This window comes from Xanthobacter autotrophicus (assembly GCF_030015065.1).
Lineage (GTDB): Bacteria > Pseudomonadota > Alphaproteobacteria > Rhizobiales > Xanthobacteraceae > Xanthobacter > Xanthobacter autotrophicus_D.
Genome location: NZ_JAIVFN010000003.1, coordinates 74,786 through 94,050 on the forward strand (window position 1 = coordinate 74,786; position 19,265 = coordinate 94,050).

General features: G+C 68.1%; 17 protein-coding genes. 10 read left to right on the forward strand and 7 right to left on the reverse strand.

Annotated features, from left to right (window positions below; translation table 11 throughout):
* Positions 1 to 268 precede the first annotated feature (268 nt).
* Together glsA and K9U40_RS01720 are read left to right on the forward strand one after the other, a co-directional pair.
* On the forward strand, positions 269 to 2,110 hold the full coding sequence (gene glsA / locus K9U40_RS01715; protein WP_282888532.1) for a glutaminase A: 1,842 nt from the start codon (positions 269 to 271) through the stop codon (positions 2,108 to 2,110).
* Positions 2,111 to 2,113: 3 nt separating this feature from the next.
* Entirely contained in the window at positions 2,114 to 4,078 is a 1,965-nt protein-coding gene (locus K9U40_RS01720; protein WP_282888533.1) for a CHASE2 domain-containing protein, read from the forward strand.
* A 137-nt stretch (positions 4,079 to 4,215) separates the two neighbouring features.
* On the opposite strand, the gene K9U40_RS01725 is transcribed toward K9U40_RS01720, so the two are convergent.
* Positions 4,216 to 4,869, reverse strand: a complete 654-nt coding sequence (locus K9U40_RS01725) for a FecR family protein (RefSeq protein WP_282888534.1) — start codon at positions 4,867 to 4,869, stop codon at positions 4,216 to 4,218.
* Positions 4,870 to 5,085: 216 nt separating this feature from the next.
* Complete coding sequence (locus K9U40_RS01730; protein ID WP_282888535.1) at positions 5,086 to 5,892, reverse strand: transglutaminase-like domain-containing protein; 807 nt, start codon at positions 5,890 to 5,892, stop codon at positions 5,086 to 5,088.
* A 176-nt stretch (positions 5,893 to 6,068) separates the two neighbouring features.
* Between K9U40_RS01730 and K9U40_RS01735 the strand changes: the two genes are divergently transcribed.
* The 8 genes from K9U40_RS01735 to K9U40_RS01770 all read left to right on the forward strand — a co-directional run bounded on the left by K9U40_RS01735 (position 6,069) and on the right by K9U40_RS01770 (position 14,511).
* Positions 6,069 to 6,911: an N-formylglutamate amidohydrolase gene (locus tag K9U40_RS01735; protein ID WP_414114988.1), complete on the forward strand. Its 843-nt coding sequence runs from the start codon at positions 6,069 to 6,071 to the stop codon at positions 6,909 to 6,911.
* Between the two features lie 286 nt (positions 6,912 to 7,197).
* A complete protein-coding gene (gene rpsU, locus K9U40_RS01740) occupies positions 7,198 to 7,458 on the forward strand; it encodes a 30S ribosomal protein S21 (RefSeq protein WP_282888566.1) in 261 nt (86 codons plus the stop codon).
* Positions 7,459 to 8,198: 740 nt separating this feature from the next.
* The gene (locus K9U40_RS01745; protein ID WP_282888537.1) at positions 8,199 to 10,382 is read left to right on the forward strand and encodes an FAD-dependent oxidoreductase; all 2,184 of its coding nucleotides are present in this window, start codon (positions 8,199 to 8,201) and stop codon (positions 10,380 to 10,382) included.
* 26 nt (positions 10,383 to 10,408) lie between these two features.
* Complete coding sequence (locus K9U40_RS01750; protein WP_282888538.1) at positions 10,409 to 11,281, forward strand: hypothetical protein; 873 nt, start codon at positions 10,409 to 10,411, stop codon at positions 11,279 to 11,281.
* A gap of 306 nt (positions 11,282 to 11,587) precedes the next feature.
* The gene (locus K9U40_RS01755) at positions 11,588 to 11,980 is read left to right on the forward strand and encodes a hypothetical protein (protein WP_282888539.1); all 393 of its coding nucleotides are present in this window, start codon (positions 11,588 to 11,590) and stop codon (positions 11,978 to 11,980) included.
* 148 nt (positions 11,981 to 12,128) lie between these two features.
* Positions 12,129 to 12,416: a hypothetical protein gene (locus tag K9U40_RS01760; protein ID WP_282888540.1), complete on the forward strand. Its 288-nt coding sequence runs from the start codon at positions 12,129 to 12,131 to the stop codon at positions 12,414 to 12,416.
* Between the two features lie 24 nt (positions 12,417 to 12,440).
* The gene (locus K9U40_RS01765; protein WP_282888541.1) at positions 12,441 to 13,112 is read left to right on the forward strand and encodes a response regulator; all 672 of its coding nucleotides are present in this window, start codon (positions 12,441 to 12,443) and stop codon (positions 13,110 to 13,112) included.
* Complete coding sequence (locus tag K9U40_RS01770) at positions 13,102 to 14,511, forward strand: sensor histidine kinase (RefSeq protein WP_282888542.1); 1,410 nt, start codon at positions 13,102 to 13,104, stop codon at positions 14,509 to 14,511. The genes K9U40_RS01765 and K9U40_RS01770 overlap by 11 nt, the downstream gene beginning before the upstream one ends.
* Before the next feature lie 46 nt (positions 14,512 to 14,557).
* On the opposite strand, the gene K9U40_RS01775 is transcribed toward K9U40_RS01770, so the two are convergent.
* From K9U40_RS01775 to K9U40_RS01795, 5 genes are all read right to left on the reverse strand, one after another.
* Complete coding sequence (locus K9U40_RS01775) at positions 14,558 to 15,445, reverse strand: ABC transporter permease (RefSeq protein ID WP_414114986.1); 888 nt, start codon at positions 15,443 to 15,445, stop codon at positions 14,558 to 14,560.
* Between the two features lie 20 nt (positions 15,446 to 15,465).
* Positions 15,466 to 16,323 (reverse strand): ABC transporter ATP-binding protein, encoded by an 858-nt coding sequence (locus K9U40_RS01780; RefSeq protein WP_282888543.1) that lies wholly within the window; start codon positions 16,321 to 16,323, stop codon positions 15,466 to 15,468.
* 130 nt (positions 16,324 to 16,453) lie between these two features.
* Positions 16,454 to 17,419, reverse strand: coding sequence for an ABC transporter substrate-binding protein (locus K9U40_RS01785; RefSeq protein WP_282888568.1), 966 nt, complete (start codon positions 17,417 to 17,419; stop codon positions 16,454 to 16,456).
* A gap of 254 nt (positions 17,420 to 17,673) precedes the next feature.
* Positions 17,674 to 18,780 carry a YeeE/YedE family protein gene (locus tag K9U40_RS01790; RefSeq protein ID WP_282888544.1) on the reverse strand — a complete coding sequence of 369 codons (1,107 nt, stop codon included), beginning with the start codon at positions 18,778 to 18,780 and terminating at the stop codon, positions 17,674 to 17,676.
* Positions 18,781 to 18,853: 73 nt separating this feature from the next.
* Positions 18,854 to 19,228, reverse strand: a complete 375-nt coding sequence (locus K9U40_RS01795; protein WP_282888545.1) for an ArsR/SmtB family transcription factor — start codon at positions 19,226 to 19,228, stop codon at positions 18,854 to 18,856.
* Positions 19,229 to 19,265: the final 37 nt, after the last annotated feature.

A 19,265-nucleotide genomic window follows, 5' to 3' on the forward strand; every position in this document is an offset into this window, starting at 1 on the left:
GCCCCGCCCGCGCGGATGCCCCCCGGCGGCCGGGACGAGGGGCGGAACGGAACGCCGGCCCGCGGCACTGCACCATTGCCAACTGCACCGCACGCGCTTTCACTGGAGCACGATCCGATCGGAGGAAGCCGCCGCGGCGGTTCCCTCCGATCGGTGAATCGCCCTCTATTTCCTCGAATAGAGACGGATTCGCCGCACTCCCTGAATCACCGAGGCGATTCAGGGAGTGCGGCTCCGGCTCTAGGGGGGAGCCTCCCGGAGCCGCGCCGTGCCGAATCGCCCGCCTGTTACCACGACACCCCTCGAGACACCGCTGCTGCGCGCCATCAGGGGCATCCACGCCCGCTTCATGCCCCTCGACGAGGGCGAGGTCGCCTCCTACATCCCGGAGCTGGGCAAGGCCGACCCGGACCATTTCGGCATCGCGGTGGCCACCACCGACGGCCACGTCTACGAGGCGGGCGACACCACGGTCCCGTTCACCATCCAGTCCGTGTCCAAGGCCATCGTCTACGCCCTCGCCCTCGACACGCTGGGATCCGAGAAGGTGGAGGCGGCCATCGGCGTGGAGCCGAGCGGGGAGGCCTTCAACTCCATCCGCCTGAAGGCCGACAACCGCCCCTTCAACGCCATGGTGAATGCCGGCGCCATCTGCTGCAGCGGGCTCTTGGCCGAGGCCGCCGGCGACGAGGCCTTCGAGCTGATCCGCACCGCCCTCAGCCGCTTCGCCGGGCGCGAGCTGGAGGTGGACGAGGCGGTGTTCCAGTCGGAGCGCCAGACCGGCGACCGTAACCGCGCCATCGCCTATCTGCTGCGCACCTATGGCGGCGTGCGCGGCGACGTGGACCATATCCTCGACACCTATTTCCGCCAGTGCTCGCTGCTGGTCACCGCCCGCGACCTCGCGGTGATGGGGGCGAGCTTCGCCAATCACGGGGTCAATCCGGTCACGGGCGAGACGGTCGCCTCCACCTACGCCGTGGCGCGCACGCTGGCGTTGATGATCTCCTCCGGCATGTACGACTTCGCCGGGGAATGGATCTATCGCGTGGGCGTGCCGGCCAAGAGCGGGGTCGGCGGCGGCATCCTCGCCGCTTTGCCGTCCCAGCTCGGCCTCGGCGTGTTCTCGCCGCGGCTCGACGCCCACGGCAACAGCGTGCGCGGCCTGCGCACCTGCTCCGCCCTTTCCGACGCCTTCGACCTGCACATGCTCTCGCGGCGCGACGACGTGCGCACCTGCATCGCCGCGGACTACGACTTCCGCACCGTGCCCTCCAAGCCGGGGCGCCAGCCCCACGAGCAGAGCATCCTCGAATCGCGCTCCGGTTCCATCCGCGTGCTGGAGCTGGCCGGCAAGCTCTCCTTCGCCACCATGGACTATGTCACCCGCCGGCTCACCGATCCCGCCGGCGTGCCGGCCTTCCTGATCCTCAACCTGCACCGGGTGTCCACCATCACCGATGCGGGGCTGCGCCTGTTCACCGGCCTGATCCGCAACCAGCTTCCGGCCACCACCACCACCGTCATCGCCGGGGTGGAGGGCAATTCGCCGGTGGCGCCGCAGGTCAAGGCCATGAAGGAGGAAGGGGTGCGCGTGCGCATCTTTCCCACCTATGACGCCGCCGTGGACTGGGCCGAGGACCAGATCGTCTACCGCCACGGCGGGTTCTCGCAGATCGGCATCGAGGCCGACCTGTCGGGGCAGGCCCTGCTGGCCGGGCTCTCGCCGCAGGAACTCGCGGATTTCTCCCGCCTCGGCACAAGGGTGGTGTTCGACGCCGGCACGCGGATCATCGACGCCAGCGAGCCGCCGGCCAAGGTCTATTTCCTGGTGCGGGGCATGGTCAGCGCCCGCTCCCTGAACGACGTGCGCCTGTCCACCATGATCCCGGGCATGGCTTTCGGCGAGCTGGCGCTGATCGACCAGCCGCGCAGCGCGGACGTGTGGGCCGACACGGAAGCCATCTGCCTGGAGATTTCCGCCGAGCAGTTCCGCGCCTTCCAGGAGACCCACGCCCGCGCCGCCGACCGCATCATGCGCAACCTCGCCATCCTGCTGGCCGGTCGGGTGCGGATGGCCACCGCGCGCATCGACATGCTGACGGGGTAACCGGTGAACCTCAACGCACCCATCCGCTCCTTCGCCGTGCGGTCGGGGGCCGTGGCGCTGCTCTGCGTCTTCACCGCCTTTGGCCTCGACGCCTGGGGTCTGCGGGAGCGGCTGCGGGAGACGGCCCTCGATGCGATCCTGCGGGCGGCACCCCCGCTCGCCGCGGCGCCGCTCACCATCATCGACATCGACAGCGCGACCCTCGCCCGCCATGGCGCCTGGCCCTGGAGCCGTTCGCAGATGGCACGACTCGTGGAGAAGATCGCCGCCGCCAGGCCATCAATAATCGTCATCGACATGCTCTTCGCCGGACCAGACCGCCTGTCGCCGGCCGCCGTCGCCAGGGCGCTGGCCGAGGAGGCCGGGCGGACCGACATCGCCGCCCTCGCCCCCACCCTGCCCGATGGCGACGCCGCGCTCGCTGCCGCGCTGGCGCTCCGGCCCGCCGCCCTCGGCGCGGTGCTGGAAAACGTCGCGACGCCGGATTTCGTGCCGGTGACACCACTCTTGGTGGAGGGGCCGGGCCGTCTCAGGGACCCGTGGCACGCCGCCGGAGCGGCCGGCCCGCCTGAGACCTTGCGCGACGTCGCGCAAGGTCTCGGGCTTGTGGCCATTGCAAGCGATAGGGATGGCGTGGTGCGCCGCGTGCCGCTGATTGCCATCGCTGGTGATGTGGTTCTGCCCGGTCTCGCGATCGAAGCGGTGCGGCTGCACGATGGCGCCTCCGCCCTGGTCGTCGCGGACGGGGAGCTGCTTGCAGGCATGCGTTCCGCTCCCCTTGGCACCGATGGCCGGCTGCGCCTGCGGGCCTCTGCGCCCGAAACATGGCTCGGACGCACCGTTCCGGCCTATCGCCTCCTCGACGGCATGCCCGCCCCGGGGGCGCTCGACGGACGGATCGCCCTTTTGGGATCGAGCGCCGTGGAGGTCGGCGCCCTGCGCCGGACCGCCGCTGCCGACGCCGCACCGACCGTGCAGATCCAGGCCGATGCAGTGACGACGCTGTTCTCCGGCGCCATCCCCAACCGACCTGCCATCCTTGGGCCGGTCGAGAATGCGGGCGCCCTGGCGCTCGGCGTCCTGGCGCTGGCGGCGGTGCTGCTGGCCGCGCCGCTGATCGCGTCGGCCCTGGGAGGCCTGCTTTTCCTTGCATGGGGCAGCGGCGCGGCGCTCCTGAACCATGGCGCGAACCTGATGCTGGACCCAGCCGGCCCGCCCCTGGTGGGCGCGGTGGCTCTCGGCGTCGGCCTCGTCGCCGGCTTCGCCGAGACCGAGCGGCGTGAGCGCCACCTGCGCCGCCGGTTCGAACAGCATCTCGCGCCGGCAGTGGTGGCGCGCATCGCCGCCACACCGGCCGCCCTCAAGCTGGGCGGCGAAGTTCGTGAGATCACCGCTCTGTTCACTGACGTGGAAGGCTTCACCGCCATGACCGAGCGCGCCGCGCCGGACGCGCTTGTGAAGGCGCTGGACCGCTATTTCGACACCTTGACGGAGATCGTGTTCGCCCACGGGGGCATGTGCGACAAGATCGTGGGCGATGCGGTGCACGCCTTCTTCAACATGCCCCTCGACCTCGACGATCACGCCGGCAAGGCCCTGGCCTGCGCCCGTGCCATCCGCGCCGCCTCCGAGCGGCTTCGCACAGAGCCGGAGTTCGCCGCGCTGGGCTTCGGGCGCACGCGGATCGGCATGGAAACCGGACGTGCCATCGTCGGCGACGTGGGCGGCCGCCGCAAGCTCGACTACACGGCCCACGGCATGGCCATCAACACCGCCGCCCGCCTGGAGGTCGCCAACAAGGATCTTGGTACGTCCATCTGCGTTGGTCCTGGTACCGCCGCACGACTGCCCGCGGGCGCGGTGCGCCCGGTGGCCGCCATCGCCGTGCGGGGCGTGAGCGGCACGGTTCAGGTCTATGCGCCGGTGGAGGACCCGATCCCCGGATCGGAGCCCGTCTGGCCGAATTGAACCGATCCGACCGGTCGAATCCGTCTCCAATCCACAGACGAGCGCATGCACGGCACCATCGGCGCCTGTGCTCCGGGAGTGACTATCCGGGGCCCGCGCCGGCTTGAGGCTTCCGCTCCTGCCCGACCGACCCGGGCCTATTCCACCAGCGCCAGCGCAGCGCGGATGCGCGCCTCGCTCCAGGCCCGCACCGGCGAGGGCGCGCCGCCGATCGCGGCCATGTCGGTCCCCTGCCCCGGACCGAGATCCACCATCGCGTCGCCCGCCGACACCCGTACCCGCCCGCGCATGACGAAGACGCCGAAACGCTCCTGGCTCGGCCCGGCAAAGAAGCGTGTGCCGCGCACGGCGAGCCGGCCATAGGGCGTCTCCACCTCCACGTCGCGCCCGGGCGCACCATCTGGCCGGTCATAGAGCATGGCGCCGTTGCCGAGGGTAAAAACGCCCCCGCGATCAACCAGGAAACGGTCGATGCGTAATCGCGTGCGCCCGCCGAGCCGCACCTGGGTGGCGGCGCCGAGCCGCATGGCAAGGCGGGCCGTCTCGCCCGTCACCACCATATCGCCCACGAATACGGCATCGCCAGTCGCAAGGGGCAGCATGGCACCGCCGCGCTCGGCACCGCCCTCCCCGGCCAACGCTTCCACGATGCCGGCGCGGTCCGCCGCCGCCCCCCGGCCACAGGCCAGGGCAAGGGCGGCAAGAGACAACAGCCCCCGCCGGGAGAACGGGCGCACCAGACGGCTCGCGCTCGAACCCAAGACCGCCGCAGCCGCGTTCGGATCAGCCATATCCCCCTCCGCTCACGCCATCACCCGGCGGCGCGACCCGGCCCTCCAGCGCCATCGCTCCCATGGAACGGTCCGAAACCCCGCGAAGACACTTTCCCATGCGGCACCGAAAGATCAAGCTGGGTCGCGGTTCTGCGCAGGCCGGGATCCAAGCACGCCCGCTGGCGGATGGTCGTCCTGGCCCGCGCGCCTGTTCAGGCGAGGCAGGCGCATGGCTCATTTCACCTCGTCGCTCACCACCTTGAAGCCGGTCAGCGTGGATGGCCCGAACGATGTCACGATGGCGACGTCGGTGGCATCGCGCCCGCGCGCCATCAGGATGCGGCCGATGCGCGGCGTGTTGTGCCGGGCGTCGAACGTGTACCAGCGGTCGCCGAGATAGACCTCGAACCAGGCGCTGAAATCCATCGGGCTGGGGTCGATCGGCACGCCGAAATCGCCGAGGTAGCCGGTGCAGTAGCGGGCCGGAATGTTCATGCAGCGGCACAGGGTGATGGCGAGATGGGCGAAGTCCCGGCACACGCCGGTCTTGTGGATGTAGACGTCGAAGGCGGTCTTCAGCGGGCTCGCCCGGGCATAGTTGAAGGTGATGTGGCCATGGACGAAGTCGCAGATGGCCTGGACCAGGGGCCAGCCCTTGGGCACGTGGCCGAACAGCGACCAGGCGATGGTACCGAGGCGATCGGTCTCGCAATAGCGGCTGCCGAGCAGGAAGAGGAGCACATCCACCGGAAGGTCGCCGAGCGGATGCTGGATTGCATCCCGCGCCACCTCGTCGGGCTTGCCGCTGTCGCGGATCACGAAATCCGTGTGCACCTTGAGGGGACCGGCCGGCGCCTCGATGACGTGGCAGAAATTGCCGAAGCTGTCGTGATAGGTATTGGCCTGGATCGGCGGATCGAACAGCACCCGGTCCACGCTCTCGAGGTCCCCCACCCGCGAGGGATGGACGCTCAGCGTCAGGATCATGGGAGTCGGCTTGGGGCACGCGTAGGAAATCTCGTAGCCCGCGCGGATCTTCATCTGGAACCTCTTCGTTTCGGCGCGAGCGAAGCGCGCGGATGTCTGCTATGGCTCGCTGCAACCTGGAACCGGATCCGATCCGTCTGAATGACCCGACCGTTCGATCCGGCTCTCAACTCTGGCAGGGAGAACGCGCCAACCGGTCCATCCGATGGGCGCGCGCTCCGGAACATGGCATGGGCGGCCTTCGTCGCCGCCCGGGTGCGAGGATTGAATTGAACCGGACGGCTCCCCTGCTGGCGGACGACGAGATGCCGCCCGTCACCGTGCTCAATGCTGAAGGGGCCTCCGCGTTCCTCCTGGTCGCGGATCATGCGGGCAATGCCTTTCCGCGATCAATGGGCCGGCTCGGCCTTTCCGAGGCGGATCGGGCGCGTCACATCGCCTGGGACATCGGCATTGCGGGCGTGTGCCGCACGCTGGCGGAACGACTCGATGCAACCCTCATACAGCAGAATTACTCGCGGCTCATCATCGACTGCAATCGCCCGCCGGGCGTTCCCTCCTCCATCCCGGAGGTGAGCGAGGCGACGACCATCGCCGGAAACCTCGCCCTCGACGACGCAGCCAGGGCCGCGCGCGAGCGGGAGATCTTCCAGCCCTACCACGCGCGGATCGCCGCCGAGCTCGACCAAAGGGCGTGCGCCGGCCGGCCCACATTGCTCATTGCCATGCACAGCTTCACGCCCGCCTATCTCGGCGTGGCGCGGCCATGGCAGGTGGGCGTGCTCTACAATCGCGATCCCCGGCTGGCGGGCGCTGTGCTCGCGGCGCTCCGGCAGGATGCCAGCCTCACCGTTGGCGACAACGAGCCATACAGTGTGGATGACACGACGGACTTCACCATTCCCGTCCACGGCGAGCGGCGCGGGCTACTCCATACGGGCATCGAAATCCGGCAGGACCTGATCGCCGGGCCTGCAGGACAGGCGGAATGGGCGGCGCGCATGGCGCAGGCCCTCGCCGCGGCGCTGGAAAGCTGCCGGCCGGCGCTTGTGGCCGCGCCCGCGCCCGGCTGAAGCGGCGGGAAACGCCCTGCCCGCGGAGCAAGCCGGCGGGCGCCGCCGCGGCTCGACGTGGCGGCCCATAGGGCGGACCTGGCGGGTCCTTACGGCGCCATGTCAGCACGGCACCGGGCCCAATTGCGGCCCGCGCCCCTCGGCAGGGCGGCCTGAGCCGGCGCGGATGCTGCAAATCACCACGCATGTGGTAAGACACGCCATGCCCGGCTTCGTGCCGGGAGCCCTCGAGCAAGCGGTCGCGCTGCGGCCGGGGATTCGCGGCAACCCTCAGATTGGAACCATTTTGCAGGTACTCGTCAGAGACAACAATATCGAGCAGGCCCTGAAAGTCCTGAAGAAGCGCATGCAGCGGGAAGGCATCTTCCGCGAGATGAAGCAGCGCAAGGCCTATGAGAAGCCGTCCGAGCGCCGCGTCCGCGAAGCCGCCGAGGCGGTGCGTCGCACCCGCAAGGCCGCGCGCAAGAAGGCCCAGCGGGAAGGCCTCATCGCCGCCCCCAAGCGTGCCCTGAAGCCCCGCACCGCGCCCGCCGCCGCGCCGCGCTGAATCCGGCAGATCTTCGGGCCGGATCGCGATCCGGCCCGCCAGTTCCGACCCGCCAGTTCCGACCCGCCATCGCCCCCTGCAAGGCCATTGCATCCTGCGCCAGCGCGTCGTCGAGCAGGACAAGCAACGCCCCCGGAACACCGACATCGAAGCCAGAAGCGCCCGGCGCCCATCCAGACGGGAGCGGGGTGCCGCGCGGATCCATGGAACGCGGCACCGGAACACCCCGGCAAATTCACGTCTCCGTGAGCACAACCCAAAAAAAGCCTGAGTTTATAGTGCGTTGCGATATCTTACGTTACGGCATATGCGGTAGTAAAATACATCACAGCCTGAGCAAGACTGCGATGACCCTCGGTTCTCGCAACCGCGAGCAATTTGCGAATATGTTCAAATTATGGCGAATTGCACCGCAATCCACGATAGTTTCTAGCTCAGTTTGCGCATGCTATGGTCACCTCGCTTCTAGCAAAAAAGAGCAACAACCAGGACGAGTATGCTGACCAAAGCTCGGTCGAGATGAAAATCATCCGTCACGACAGGTCTGCCGAGGCCCATCCCGAGGCCATTGGCGGCACGGCGCGACCCTGAAAGCATGCGTCTGCGGGCACATGGCGTTCCTGTACCATCAGGAGCGACCGGACACTTGCGCCCTCATCACGATCAATACTGCTCTCAGGATACCGTGTCTCCGATTTTACCTTCGGGCCTGAACTATCGGCTGCATGAAGGAGGCCGAAATGCGGTATGCACCATCTCCCGCCCAATATTGTCGAGAGACCGCCGAACCTTGCACCATCGCAATCGTGGGAGGTGGACCAGGTGGCCTTTTCACGGCACGCCACCTCACCGACAAGCTCGGCGAGGCCTGCAGAATCAAGATTTTCGAGGCAAGCGAGCGCCTTGGCGGCAAGATCGTCACGGGACAGTTCGCCGGCGTCGGGCCCTACGAGGTCGGCGTCGCGGAGATCTACGACTACTCCGCCCTCGGCCCGGACCCCCTCCGCCAGTTGATCCAGACCGATCTCGGCCTTGAGATCCGGCACATCGCCGGCGGCTCCTGCATCCTCGACGGACAGATCGTTCACGATGTGGAACATCTCGGAGAGCTGTTCGGGGCGGAAGCTCGCGACCAGGTGGTCCGTTTCAAGCAGAGATGCGCGGAACTCCTCAGTCAGGAGGACTTCTACGCTAGCACCCGCAACGTGGACAACCACCACGCCTGGGCCCGCCATTCGGGCGAGGACACGCTCTACTCCGAGATCACCAACGATGTCGCCCGCCGTTACGTGCGCATCATGGCGCACAGCGACGTCGCCGCCCCGCCACATCTGACCAACGGGCTCACATTCCTCAAAAACGTCCTCATGGACGTGCCCGGATACATGGATGTCTTCTCCGTGATCGGAGGCAACGAGCAGATCATCGAGGGGTTGCGTGATCTGATCGACGCGGAAATCCATCTGGGCGCGACAGTGAAGGCGGTGAAGCCCCTGTTCGACGGGCGCTTCCAGCTGGACATCTGCACCCACGGCGCCATCGAGCACGAGATCGCCGACTACGTCATCGTCTGCCTGCCCATTACCGCCCTGTCCATCATCGACTGGCGCTCGGCGCACCTCAAGGCGGCGGTCGACCGCCACATCGACTATTTCGACCGGCCCGGACACTATCTGCGCGCCACCCTGCTGTTCGAGCGCCCGTTCTGGCGCGAGCATATCTCCGGGGCCTGGTGGATGCTCGACGCCTTCGACGGCTGCTGCGCCTATGACGAAGGCGCGCGCACCCCCATCGGCCCGTGGGGTGCCCTCGGCTTCCTCATCGCCGGCAATGCCGCCCTGGGCCTTGCCAACATGGCGGACGAGGACATCGAGCGACTCTGCCTCGACGCCCTGCCGCGGGCCTTCGGCGATGCGCGCAAATTGCTGGTGGACCGCAGGATCCATCGCTGGATGGCGACCGTGAACGCCATTCCCGGCGGCTATCCGGTGCGCAGCGCATACGTGAACCACCGCCCTGCGGCCAAGCAGTATCCCGGCTTCCTGCTGGTGGGCGACTACATGTTCGACGCGACGCTCAACGGCGTCCTCGATTCGGCCGACGCCGCCACGGACATCGTCGTCAGCGAAGTCATGGCACGCCGGCGCGCTCAGTTCGCCCGCCCCGTCGTGCATCTCGAAAATGCGCCGGAGCCCTCGGACCCGAGCCGGACCGGAGCGCTCAACGGCAGCTATCTGGCGGAGATCATGGAAACCGCGTGGGGCGTGCAGCCCGGCGCGCGGATCCTGCAGTTCGGCTCGGGCTCCGGCCGGCTGCTCTCCGATCTCAGGGCGCTGGGCTTCGATGCCGTCGGCATCGAGCCCTGCCGCGCAGCGTGGGAAGGCACGCCCCACCGCCTGCGCGCACACAATCTGCGCATCTGCCCCCAACGCCTGCCGTTCGACGACGGCGCCTTCGACGTGGTCATCGACACCGGCCTGTGCCGTCTCGATCGCGACCAGTTGACCGAGGTCGTCACCGAGATCCGGCGCGTGGCCGCCCGCGGCTTCATCCTCGGCTCGGTCACCAGCGACCTGCAGATCGAGGTCATCGAACGCTACCAGCTTCTCGCCGGCATCAAGACGCTCACGTCGCGGTGGGGCTGGTCGGACCTGCTTCAGTCCCTCGGCTTCCGCTTCGCCTTCTCCGACCCTGCGCGGCTCGACAAGGCATGGCGGCTTTCGGTGGGGGCGGGTGTCGCGCCCAGCGAATGGTACGAGGACGCGGAATGCTTGCGCTACAGCATCTACGAAGCCAGCCAGGAGACCGCGGCCCGGGACATCGCCACCGCGGCGGAGGTGGCGCGGATCATCGCCGAGCACCTCTATGACGACGATCGCGTTCCCGTCCGCCCGGCCGCCGCCCGGGCGGCGCTGATGCCCTGAAGCCCGAACGAGAAAGGGGCAGAATTATGCAAAGGACACTTCCCAACCCCACGGTCGAAATCGAAACCCGTGCCTGGCGGCTGCGCTTCCTCGACGCGCCGCCGCCGCGGGACGCGGTGCCCGAAGACGGAGAGGTGCTCGTGGTCCACGAGCCCCGCAAGGTCTACGTACTCACCGAACCGGTGGACGCGACCGCCCCGTCGTCCCGCTTCGACGATGCTGGGGGACGCTCCCTTTCCCTGCTTTGGATGCCGCCTCTGGCCTTCGAGGGCGCCGACGCCGCCTGGCTGGAGAGCATTCCGGTCGAGGGCCCGAAGGATGGCCGGCGCGTGGTGCGCGCGGGGCTGCGGACGGCGCGGGTGCTGTGGACCAACGCCCGCGTCATCATCTACGCGACGCCGGAGCAGTTCCCGGACGCGCTCGATGCCGTCATCCGCTTCACCGTGCTCGAACGCGACACCAGCGAGATCGAGCAGGCCATGCCCGAGATCTGGGGCTCGATCACCCGCAACGCCAAGCTGACCCACACCGTCTGGCCCGGCGACCTCCGGCGCAACGGCGAGGCCGTCGGCAAGATGACGGAGCACGTGACCCGGCTGAACACCCGCGCGCTGCACAATGACGGCGCCCTCGAGCAACTCGATCCAGCCCTTACTCCGGGCTCCAAGCGGCTGTTCGCCGAGCTTACCCTGCAGGCGGACCTCCACGACCGCCTCGAGGCCCTCGCGGAACCGCTCGACTTCGCCTTCGACTATCACGAGGTGCTGAACACCCGGATCATCGAGGCCTCGCAATGGTCCAAGAGCAATCGGGTCGAGGTCTGGATCCTGATCGTGCTGGGAATGGAGCTGATCGCCACCGTCTATCCGATGGTCGAAGGGATGCTCCCGCTGAACTAGAGCGCGATCCGATCAGGTTGGAGCAATCTGATCGGTGAATCGCCTTCTAAGTTCATGATAGGAAACGCGTTACCCGATCAGCTTGCGATGCAGGCAGATCGGCGCGTGCTCTGGAACGTGATCCGAAAGCTGGAGGGCGATTCACCGGGCAATTGCTTCAATTTGCCCGGATCGCGCTCCGGAGGATCCGATCAGGTTGGGTCGATCTGACCGGAGATCCATCTCTCAACTCTAAGCAAGAGAACGCGTTTTCCGTTCAACTTGTCACGCAGGCCGAACGGCGCGCTCTCCAGAGGAGACCGTGTCATGAGATTTCTGGCTGCAGCGGCCGTCGCCGCCCTTGCAACATGCGCCCACGCCTCGGATCTCGAGCTCACCGCCGACGAGATCCGCGCGCGGATGATCGGCAACACCATCGTCGGCATAGAGGAGGGGGAATTCTACGCCGAATATCTCAGTCCAAACGGCGCCATCTATGGCCGCAACAGGCATGAAGCCTACCAGGGTTACTGGCGGATCGCCGGCAACAAGCTGTGCTTCGCCTATGAGAGCGACAGCGGAAAGAAAGTAAGCTGGAACTGCGTCTATGTCGCCTTGACCGGGGACAAGGTCATCTGGAACGACGACAACGAGACCTCCTTCGCGCGGCTGCTGCCCGGCCGGGCGGAGAAGACGGCGGCGCAGGCATCGCGCAGGTAGACCGTCTTCCCCTCCTCCCGAGCCCGCCGCAGCCCGGGAGCGAGCCCGGAGCATCGACGACCGTTTTGTCGCGAACCGTGTCGCGATGCTCCGGTGTCGGTCACGGCGCTCCACCGGGCAGCGGCATTCAAGGCTTCAGGCCCAGTTCATGGACCAACCAGTCAGAGAAGATGCGCACCGCCCGGCGGGCGACGGCATCGACGTGGCCATGCCCGAGCCGCCTCCCGCCGACAGCGCGGTGATGCGGCTTGCCCGCCATCCGCTTGCCCGCCATCCCAAGGCGATCGTGACGCCGCACCTGCCGCCGCACATGGCCCTGGCCTCCATCGCGGCACAACAGGCACTCGCCGCCGGCCGCCCGGTGAACATCGCAATGCCGCAGATCGGGGAACCCCTGCTCCCGGAATCGCTTCTCGCCGGTCAGGCGCTGCATTAATCTGCCCGCCGGGACAGGAAACGCATGCGCCTTCTTCTGGTCGAAGACAATCTGGAGCTCGCCGGCTGGCTGGCGAAGATCCTGCGGCAGGACAATTACGTGGTCGATGTCTTCCACGACGGGGAGGAGGCCGACCATGCGCTGAGCATTGCCGCCTATGATCTCGTGATCCTCGACCTCACCTTGCCGAAGATCAACGGCATGCAGCTGTTGCGCCGCATCCGCAGCCGCAGGGATGCGGTGCCGGTCATCATCCTCACCGCCAATGCGAGCCTGGACGGGCGCGTCGCCGGCCTCGACGAAGGGGCGGACGACTATCTCGCCAAGCCCTTCGACATCGCCGAGCTGGAAGCCCGCATCCGCGTGCAGCTGCGCCGCTCGGCGCGGCGGCCGGACCCGGTCATCAGCTGCGGGGCGCTCGCCTTCGACACCAATACCCGCCTGTTCGCCCTCTCTGGCGCCCCGCTCGCCCTCACCCCGCGCGAGCATGCGGTGCTGGAGATGCTGCTCATGAAATCCGGCCAGACCGTCAGCAAGGCCCAGCTTTCCCAGAGCATCTTCGGCCTCGACGACCTCGCCGATCCCAGCGCCATCGAGATCTACGTGCACCGCGTGCGCAAGAAGCTGGAGGGCAGCGATGTGCGCATCGTCACCCTGCGCGGCCTCGGCTACCTGCTGCAACACGATGCGCATTGAGAGCCTGCGCCTCCAGCTCCTGTGCTGGCTGCTCTTGCCGCTGGCGGGGCTGGTGGCGCTCAACGTGTGGACCAGCGGGCGGCAGGCCCGCGCCACCGCCGACCTCGTCACCGACCGCACGCTGGACGCCTCCGCCCGCGCCATCGCCGAGGATGTGCGCCTCGACCGGGGGGTGATTGATGCCACCATCCCTCCGGTGGCGCTGGAGATGTTCGACACCGGCCATCGCGACCGGGTCTATTACCGCGTGGACACCGCCGCCGGCCGCCTGCTGACCGGCTATCCCGACCTGCCGCTGCCGAAGGCGACCCCGCGGGAAGGCGTGCCGCTGCACTTCTCCGCCACCTATCGCGACCAGAACTTGCGCCTTGCCGCGCTCCAGTATCCGGTGGTGGGCGCCCATGACGGCGAGCGCGTCACGGTGGTGGTGGGGGTGACGCTGGCGGGCCATGCCGCCATGGTGCGCGAATTGTGGGTGGGCGGCTTCAGCCAGCAACTGGTGCTGCTCGCCGCCGCGGGCCTCCTCGTGCTGGTGGGGTTGCGCCAGGGCCTCGCCCCGCTCCTGCGCCTGCGCGACACGGTGATGAACAAGGGCCGCGACGATCTCGCCCCCATCCCCGACGCGGCGGTCCAGAGCGAGCTGCGGCCGCTGGTCGCCGCCCTCAACACCTATATGGCCCGCGTGGAGGGGCAGATGGCGGCGCAGCGCCGCTTCGTCGCCAATGCAGCGCACCAGTTGCGCACGCCGCTCGCCCTGCTCGCCACCCAGGTCACCTATGCCCGTCGCACCCCCGATGCGGCCGAGCGCGAGGAGGCCCTGTCCGGCGTGCAGGAGAGCACGCGGCGTCTCGCGCGCCTCGCCAGCCAGTTGCTCACCCTGTCCCGCTCGGAACCCGGCAGCCGCCGGCCGCGCGACGAGGAGATCGACCTGTCAGCTTCCGCGCGGCTGGTGCTGGAGGGGCTGGTGGACCTCGCCATCGAGCGCGGCATAGACCTCGCTTTGGATGCGGACGCCATCGTCCTCGCCCGCGGCGACGGCGCCATGACCCGCGAGGCCATCGTGAATCTGGTGGAGAACGCCCTGCGCTACACACCCCCGGGCGGCAGCGTGGCGGTGAGCGTGCGCGCGGAAGACGGCTGGGCGGTACTGGTGGTGGAGGATTCCGGGCCGGGCATCCCACCCCAGGAGCGCGAGAAGGTGTGGGAGCGCTTCTACCGGGTGCCGGGCACCCCCGGCGAGGGCTCCGGCATCGGCCTCTCCATCGTGCGGGAGGTGGTGGACGGCGCCGGCGGCACGCTCACCCTCGGCACCGCGGAGGCCGGCGGGCTGAGGGTGGAAATGCGCCTGCCGGCAGCTTCCGCCGCCGGCAGGTCCGAGGAAGGCGTCCCGCGCGCCTGACCGCCATCCCGAATGCCCCGCGTACCGGGATGGCTGGCTCCTGCCCTCAGTTCTGCTCGCTGTAGGGCACGGGCCGCCACTTCACGAGCCGGTTCTCCACCAGGGTGATGAGGAATTCCATCACCAGCGCCAGCACGGCGAGGATGATCATGGCCGCGAACACGCCATTGGCGTTGAACGCGCCCTGCGCCGTGGCGATGAGCAGGCCCACGCCCTGCTTCGCCCCCAGGAACTCGCCCACCACCGCACCCACCAGCGCGAAGCCGAAGGAGACGTGCAGGGAGGCGAGGATCCAGCTCATGGCCGAGGGGATGATGACCGAGGTGGTGATCTGGAACGGCGAGGCGCCGAGGATCTGGGCATTGGCGATCATGGCGCGGTCGGCCTCGCGCACGCCCTGGAAGGCGTTGGCGAACACCACGAAGAACACCATCACCACCGCAAGCGCCACCTTCGACGCCATGCCGAGGCCGAGCGCGATGATGAAGATGGAGCCCAGCACCACGCGGGGGATGGAGTTCGCAATCTTGATGTAGATGGAGAACACATCCGCCAGCAGCTTGTTGCGGCCGAGAACGATGCCGCAGACGACGCCGCCCACGGCGCCGATGAAGAAGCCGAGAACGGTCTCCTCCAGCGTGACGAGGATCTGCACCCAGAGCGAGCCTTGCGAGGTGCCCTCGGTCATCCACACCCAGATCTGCTCGGCGATGCCCGAGGGGCTGGCGAAGAAGAAGGGATCAATGAAGCCGGTCTGCGCTCCCAGCTCCCAGATGCCCAGCACGCCCGCCAGGATGGCGATGCGCAGGGTGATGACGAGGGTGCGCCGGGCTTTCAGGCGCGCGCGGGCCTTGGCCTCGATCTCGGCTTCGGTGGGGATCGCGCGCGGGGCCGCCTGGAACGGGGCGGACGGAGCTTCTGCCTGCATGGTCATTGTAGGTCCTCCCAGTTTTGTCAGTGGCCGGTTTCGAGGGTGCGCTGCTGGCCGATCTGCACTTCCTCGCGCAGGTCGTTCCAGATGATGCGGCACTTCTCGACGAAGGCGGTGTCGTAGCGGATCTCCTCCATCACCCGCGGGCGCGGCAGGTCGATGTGGTAGACGCTTTTGACCGTGGCGGGGCCGGCGGTGAGCACATAGACCTTGTCGGCCAGCGCCACCGCCTCCTCCAGGTCGTGGGTGACGAACACCACCGAGGCGCCGGAGCCGGACCACAGGTCCAAGAGCTCGTCCTGCATGTTGGTGCGGGTCTGCACGTCGAGGGCCGAGAAGGGCTCGTCCATGAGCAGGATCTTCGGCTCGTTGATGAAGGTCTGGGCCAGGGCCACGCGCTTCCTCATGCCGCCGGAGAGCTGGTGCGGGTAATGGTTCTCGAAGCGGGAAAGGCCGACGCGGGCGATCCAGTCCCGCGCCTTCGCGTAGGCCGCCTTCCGCGGCAGGCCGCGATAGAGCGGGCCGGCGGCCACGTTGTCGAGCACGCTGCGCCAGGGAAACAGCGCATCGGCCTGGAACACGAAGCCCACATCCTTGTGGATGCCGTTCACCGGACCGCCCATCACCCGCACCTCGCCGGCGCTCGGCTTGGCGAGGCCGGTGACGAGGTTGAGGGTGGTGGACTTGCCGCAGCCGGTCGGGCCCACCACGCAGGCGAACTCGCCGCGATCCACCGTCATGGTGAAGTCGCGCAGGGCGGTCATGGACTTGCCGTCCGGGGTGAGGAACCGGCGGGTGACGTTGTCGAGCTCGATGGCCGGCGCCGGCGCGGCGGCGGTCCTGATCGGCGGACACACGTCCGCCACGGCTTGAAGAGACATGCGTTTCCTCCCGTCGCCGGCATCACGCGCGCGGCGACCTTGGTCTTGCGGATGTTGGGTCGTGGTTCGGGACGGCGGGCGGCGAAAGTCAGGCGCCCGCAGTCAAATGCGAAGGCTCAGTTGCCGAGCGTCAGTTACCAAGCGTCTTGGCGGCGTTGTCCACGAAGAGCGTGGTATAGGTCTTCGACAGGTCGATCTGCTTGCCCTGGACGTTCTTGGAGAAAGCCGAGAGCACCTTCAGCACGGTCTCCGGGCCATCCGCCGGCATGCGACCATCCGGCGTGAACTGGGCTTTGCCCTCGGCGAGGCCCTGGATGTAGAGGTCCTTGTCGCCGACATAATAGTCCTTGGGCATCTTGTCGGCGATCTCGGCGGCCGAGTGGCTGGCGATGAACCGCATGGTCTTCACGAAGGCGTTGGCGAGCTTCTGCGCGTCCTCGGGATGGCTGTCGAGCCACGACGACTGCACATAGAAGGACGCCGCCGGATAGGGGCCGCCCAGCGCCGCCAGGGTCTTCTCGGGGGTGCGCATGTCCACCAGGATCCTGGCGACGCCGGTCTTCACCAATTGCCCGATGGTGGGCTCCGTGGTCATGCCGGACTGGATCTGGTCCTGCTTCATGGCCGCGATGAAGGTATTTCCGGCGCCCACCGGCAGCAGGGAGAAGTCACCGGGCTTGAGGCCCGCCCGTGCGGCGAGATAGCGGGTGAGGAAATCCGTGGAGGAGCCGAGGCCGGTCACGCCCAGCGTGTGGCCCTTGAAGTCGGCGGGCGACTTGATCTTGTCCGCGAATTTCGCCGAGACCATCTGCACTTCGCCCGGAGCCTGGCTGAACTGCACCACGGACTTGATGAACTTGCCCTTGGCCTGGAGGTCGATAGTGTGGTCGTAGAAGCCCACCACGCCCTGCACGGCACCGGCGAGCAGCTCGTTCTCCGCCTCGACGCCGGCGCGGGTGTTGATCAGCTCAACATCGAGCCCCTCGTCCTTGAAGTAGCCGAGCTCGCGGGTGAGCACGGCCGGCAGGTAGATCTGCTTCTCCATGCCGCCGACGATGATGGTGAGCTTTTCCGCCGACGCTGCGCTCGCGGACATGAGGCCCGCGGCGACGATGAACGACCCGGCGACGACGCGCAGGCTGCGTCCCGCGCGGCGGAACGGAGAGACATGGAACATGGACCGGCCTTCCCTGAAGGGCGCATTGCGCGCGCGTTTCCTCGGATGACGATGCCTTGCGGCATTCTATTGGTCTTGCGGCACCCGTTGGCGACAGGTGGCCGTAGACCTTCCTAATCCACCCAAGCTTTCAGTCGGCTTTCATGTCCCGCGCGATTTGAAGGACATCCGTGTCAGGGCCCCGCCCGCCAGCGCCCGTGCGCCTCGATCATGCCGCGCACCGCGTGGATGAACGACCCCTCCATCAGCAATGCGATGCCGAGCCGCGCCCCCAGCACCATGCCGGCAATGGCCAGCGGCCATGACAAGGCCAAAAGCGACCCCGCCGTCAGCCCCTGCCCGATGGTGCAGCCGCCGCACAGGATGCCCCCCACCCCCATCAGCACCGCGCCGAGGAGATGGCGCTTCATCTCGCGCGGATCGTCGAACGCCTCCCAGCGGAACGCATCGTTCCGCTGGGAGGCGGCGAACGCGCCCAGCGCCACGCCGAAGACGCTGCCGGCGCCGAACTCGGCAAGGCTCGCCTGGTCGAACAGCAGGCCGAACAGGGTCCGCGCCACCGGCGAGACGAAGGTGAGGCTTTGGGGCGCCGTGGGGTGGGCGAACTCATCGACCAGAAGCGTCGTCGCCAGCCATCCCGCCACCACGCCGAGGCCCAGAACGACGCCCGCCGTCATCAGCCGGGGGGCACGCCACAGGCGGCGGTCGGCGCAGGCAGGCACGATCAGGGCGAGCCCCGCCAGCGCGCCCATCCAGCCGCGCAGGTCATGCCCCGCAACCCGCCCGATGAGCGAGGGAAGGTCCGCCTGCATGCCGGCGGGAAGGGCGAGGGCCACGCGTTCGAGCCCATCCACCCGAAAACCGGAGAGGACACCGCGCAGGGTGGCATAGGCCGCCGCGCCGAACACGATCAGCACCACGAGGCTGCGCAGGTCCCCTGAACCGAGGCGCACCAGCGAGCCGAAGGCGCAGGTGCCCACCAGCGCCATGCCGAGGCCGAACAGCAGCCCGCCCAGCAGGATGCCGAGCCACGGCAGCGCCGCGGGCACGTAATTGGTGCGCTCGGGCGAAAGGATGCCGGCGAGGGCCAGCGCCTGCGTCCCGGCGAGGGCGAGGCCGAGGGCGAGGGCGAACACCTTCATGCGCCGCCAGTCCCGGCCCACCATAGCGTCCTCGAGGGCGCCGAAGGTGCACAGCCGGGCGCGAAACACGCAGAATCCCGCGATGCCTCCCACCAGGAGGCCCGCGAGCGCGGCCCACCAGGGGCTCGAAATATCCATGCGCCGCCTCCTCCCGTAGATGGCAGGCGCAGGACTTGTGTCGTCCCGTCGCCGGCCCGGCGCTGTTTTCGTCTTACTTTTCGCCGGCGCGTGCCGACCCGCAATACATGTCGTAGATGACCGAGATGACCCGTCTCACGTCGTCATTGGCGAGGCTGTAATAGATGGTCTTGCCGTCGCGTCGCGTGGTCACGAGATCGTCGAGCCGCAGCCGCGCCAATTGCTGGGAAACCGTGGGCTGGCGCAGGGACAGGATGTTCTCCAGCTCGGTCACCGACCGTTCGCGCTCGGCCAGCAGGCACAGCAGCAACAGCCGGTTCTCGTGGGAGAGGGCTTTCAGGAAATCACTCGCCTTGCGCGCGTTGCGCATGAGCTGGTCGAGCTCAGGCGAAATCTCCGGGCCTTCGCGCAGTTCGTCCTCGATCCGCGTGGACACGATGGGCGGCATGGTCTCAAACCTCTCACAATCGACGGCGTGAGCGGGA